A 3,712-nucleotide genomic window follows, 5' to 3' on the forward strand; every position below is an offset into this window, starting at 1 on the left:
AACCGCGGCCAGCGCCGGCCAGCTCTCCGCCGACTGGGCCTCGCAGTAGATCGCGACTGGTGCCGTCTCGGGCCCGCGCGTTTCGTTTTGGCCACAGCGTGGCGGAGTGTCCCGGCAACGTCCGGGGCGACCGATTGCGGCGCGGCCACCGGACGAGGCCGAACAGGCTTGGTCCGGAACAGCCCGGCCGCGCTGCGGCCGATCAGACGCAACCGACTGAAAGAAGCCGGCCTCAGGCCGGATCCGAACACGAGGACAGAAAGATGTTCGCAGTCATCAAGACCGGCGGTAAGCAGTACCGCGTGGTCGCCGACGACCTGCTTCAGGTCGATACCGTCGACGGCGAGACGGGTGACGTCGTCACCTTCGGCGAAGTGCTGGTGGTGGGCGGTGACGAGACCGTTCTCGGCCTCCCGACCGTCGCGGGCGCGTCGGTGGCGGGCGAGATCGTCCGTCAGGGCCGCAGCCGCAAGGTCATCGCTTTCAAGAAGCGCCGCCGCAAGAACTCGCGGCGCAAGCGCGGCCACCGGCAGGAGTTCACGCTGGTCCGCATCACCGAGATCCTGACCGATGGTCGCCAGCCGTCCCGGACGGCGAAGTCGGCCGAGCCTGCGCCGGAAGCGCCGGCGGCGGAGTGAGGCAGGAGCGTGGCCGGCGCGGTTAAGACATCGTGACCGGCCCGGTGATGATTTGGTCACAAATCGAAGTTAGACCCTACAGCGAAACGGATTCGAGCGATGGCTCATAAAAAAGCAGGCGGCTCCTCGCGCAACGGCCGTGATTCGGCCGGTCAGCGCCTCGGCGTGAAGAAGTTCGGCGGCGAGAGCTGCCGCGCCGGAAACATCATCGTGCGTCAACGCGGCACCAAGTGGCATCCGGGGACCAATGTGGGGCTCGGCAAGGACCACACGCTGTTCGCCCTCGTCGACGGCACCATCGCGTACCGCGCCAAAGCCAAGGGCCGCACCTACGTGTCGGTGGTACCGACGACGGAGGCCGCGGCCGAGTAGACGGTGGATCTTTTCGGGGTCCGCCGGTGCAAGTCTCCCGGCAGACCCGCGAAAGCAGAGCGGGTTCGTGTGAAGGGGAGACCGGGCGCCGGCCTCCCCTTTGCTTTTGGACTGAAGGAGCCCGCTATGACCATCCTGGAACGGCCTGGAGTGTCCCTCCACGAGGCCTGCAGCCACGTCATCGAGACCGACCGGCTGATTCTGCGGGCGCCGCGCCTCGACGACGCAAAAACGGTAGCGACGCTGGCCGACGATCGCCGGATCGCCGAGAACACGCTGCGCATTCCGCATCCCTACCGGCTCGGCGACGCCGAGGACTGGATCGCGGCCGCCACCCTGGGGGGCGGCGAGGAGACGTTCCTGATGGTGCTGCACGACGGCACCGTGATCGGCTCCTGCGCGCTGCGCTGGCGGGACGACGACACGGCGGAGATCGGCTACTGGCTCGGCGCCGCGCATTGGGGCCGGGGCTACGCCACCGAGGCGTCGCGCGCGCTGGTCGATCACGCGTTCACGGAGCACGGCGTCGAGGCGATCGTCGCCGGCGCCCGCACCAGCAACCCGGCCTCGCGCCGCGTGCTGGAGAAGTGCGGCTTCCAGTGGACCAATGTCGAGCTGCACCGCATCCGGGCGATCAGCTCGTCGGCGCCGTTCGACCGCTTCCGGCTGGAGCGGACCATCTGGGCGTCGCTCAAGAGCTGGGGCCGCTCCGCCGCCCGGGTGCGCTGCTCGGCGTGAGGCCGCCACGGGCCGGCCGTCCCGAGCCGAACGGCCGGCCCGGCTTCGCGCCGGGCGCTCTCTGTACTAGATGTGCGCGGCGAGGCGTATCCGCCTCTCGCTGGACAAACCGCCGCGCGACCCCGACGATGAGACCATGAAATTCCTCGACCAGGCCAAGATCTACATCACGTCCGGGGCCGGCGGCGCCGGCTGCATCTCGTTCCGGCGCGAGAAGTTCATCGAGTTCGGCGGCCCCAACGGGGGTGACGGCGGACGCGGCGGCGACGTCGTGGCCGAATGCGTCGACGGTCTCAACACGCTGATCGACTACCGCTATCAGCAGCATTTCAAGGCCAAGACCGGCGGCCATGGCATGGGCAAGGACCGGGCCGGCGGCCGCGGTGCCGACGTGATTCTCAAGGTGCCGGTCGGCACCCAGATCTTCGACGAGGACAACGAGACGCTGCTGGCCGACTTCACCGCGGTGGGGCAGCGCGTCGTCATCGCCAAGGGCGGCAATGGCGGCTTCGGCAACGCGCATTTCAAGAGCTCGACCAACCAGGCGCCGCGCCGCGCCAATCCGGGCCAGCCGGGCGAGGAGCGCACCATCTGGCTGCGGCTCAAGCTGATCGCCGACGCCGGCCTGGTCGGCCTGCCCAATGCCGGCAAGTCGACCTTCCTGGCCGCCGTCAGCGCGGCCAAGCCGAAGATCGCCGACTATCCGTTCACGACGCTGCATCCGCAGCTCGGCGTCGTCTCGGTCGACGGCCGCGAGTTCGTGCTGGCCGATATCCCGGGCCTGATCGAGGGCGCCAGCGAAGGGGCCGGTCTCGGCACCCGCTTCCTCGGCCATGTCGAGCGCTGCCGCGTGCTGCTGCACCTGATCGACGGCACCTGCGAGCACGCCGGCAAAGCCTACAAGACGGTGCGGGCCGAGCTCGCCGCCTACGAGCACGACCTCGTCGACAAGCCCGAGATCGTCGCGCTGAACAAGATCGACGCGATCGCGCCGGAGGATCTCAAGCAGCAGGTCGCCCGCCTCAAGCGGGCCGCCAAGACGACGCCGATGCTGCTGTCCGGGGCCACCGGCAAGGGCGTCCAGGAGGTCCTCCGAGCGGTGCGCGCCGTGGTCGACGGCGCCGACGCGGCCGAGCGCGGCGACAGCGCCGCCGAAGAGGCCTGGCATCCCTGACGCCCGGCCGGTGCCGTCAGCGCGATGTCAGGCGGCCGCCTGCAAGTCTTACCGAGACTTCATTTGAACACCGCCGCCGGCCGGGTGGATAACACCGGGCGGGGCGAAGAACTCTCGGGGGCCGCATGTCGCGCCAAGCACTGTTGAAGCTGCATCGCTGGATCACGTTCGTGTTCGCGCTGCCGCTCGCCGTCGTTCTCGTGACGGGCCTGATTCTATCCTTCGAGCCGATGGTCGCCGGCACCGCGCCCGGCACCGTCACGGCCGCGCAGCTCGACGCGCTGATCGCCCGCCACGATCCCGACGGCAAGGCGCGCGGCGTCGCGCTGCGGCCTTATGACGGCTCGCTGATGCTGTCGGGTGTGCGGGCGGCACCGATCGCCGTCGACCTCGCCACCGGCCAGGAGCGCCCCGCCGTCGGATCTCTCGCCGGCCTGTTCGGCGCCTCGCGCGGCCTTCACGAGCATCTGGTGTGGGACCTCGGCTGGCTGGTGACGGCCAGCACGATCGCCATGCTGGTCCTGGCCGGGCTCGGCATCGCCATGGGCTGGCCCCGGCTCACCAACACGCTGAACGGCTGGCACAAGGGCATGGCCTGGGTGACGCTGCCGCTGGTCGTCCTCAGCCCGCTCACCGGCCTGGCGCTCGCCTTCGGCATCAGCTTCACGGGGCCGCCCGCCGCCGTGGCGGGGCCGGCCGTGCCGTTGCGCGAGGCTGTCCGCATGGTGACGGCCGCGCACGATCCGTCCTCGCTGCTGTGGGTGCGCCAGCGCGGCCGCGCGCTCCTGGC

Annotated in this window: 5 protein-coding genes; all 5 read left to right on the forward strand. The window is 70.1% G+C overall.

All coding sequences use genetic code 11. The annotated features are described in order from the left end of the window. Positions 1-263 precede the first annotated feature (263 nt). The gene (gene rplU / locus CH341_RS29345; RefSeq protein WP_111422847.1) at positions 264-638 is read left to right on the forward strand and encodes a 50S ribosomal protein L21; all 375 of its coding nucleotides are present in this window, start codon (positions 264-266) and stop codon (positions 636-638) included. A 99-nt stretch (positions 639-737) separates the two neighbouring features. Further along, a complete protein-coding gene (gene rpmA, locus CH341_RS29350) occupies positions 738-1,010 on the forward strand; it encodes a 50S ribosomal protein L27 (RefSeq protein ID WP_111422849.1) in 273 nt (90 codons plus the stop codon). 126 nt (positions 1,011-1,136) lie between these two features. Beyond that, the gene (locus CH341_RS29355) at positions 1,137-1,748 is read left to right on the forward strand and encodes a GNAT family N-acetyltransferase (protein ID WP_111422852.1); all 612 of its coding nucleotides are present in this window, start codon (positions 1,137-1,139) and stop codon (positions 1,746-1,748) included. Between the two features lie 136 nt (positions 1,749-1,884). Beyond that, positions 1,885-2,922, forward strand: coding sequence for a GTPase ObgE (obgE, locus tag CH341_RS29360; RefSeq protein WP_111422854.1), 1,038 nt, complete (start codon positions 1,885-1,887; stop codon positions 2,920-2,922). A 125-nt stretch (positions 2,923-3,047) separates the two neighbouring features. Further along, positions 3,048-3,712: PepSY-associated TM helix domain-containing protein (locus CH341_RS29365; protein ID WP_111422857.1), on the forward strand; the 665-nt coding region annotated here is incomplete at its 3' end.

It is taken from the genome of Rhodoplanes roseus (genome assembly GCF_003258865.1).
Lineage (GTDB): Bacteria > Pseudomonadota > Alphaproteobacteria > Rhizobiales > Xanthobacteraceae > Rhodoplanes > Rhodoplanes roseus.

What these genes read in the sequence shown, in the direction of transcription:
- rplU (WP_111422847.1), top strand. Translation starts at nt 264, where the DNA reads ATGTTCGCAGTCATCAAGACCGGCGGTAAGCAGTACCGCGTGGTCGCC.
- rpmA (WP_111422849.1), top strand. Translation starts at nt 738, where the DNA reads ATGGCTCATAAAAAAGCAGGCGGCTCCTCGCGCAACGGCCGTGATTCG.
- CH341_RS29355 (WP_111422852.1), top strand. Translation starts at nt 1,137, where the DNA reads ATGACCATCCTGGAACGGCCTGGAGTGTCCCTCCACGAGGCCTGCAGC.
- obgE (WP_111422854.1), top strand. Translation starts at nt 1,885, where the DNA reads ATGAAATTCCTCGACCAGGCCAAGATCTACATCACGTCCGGGGCCGGC.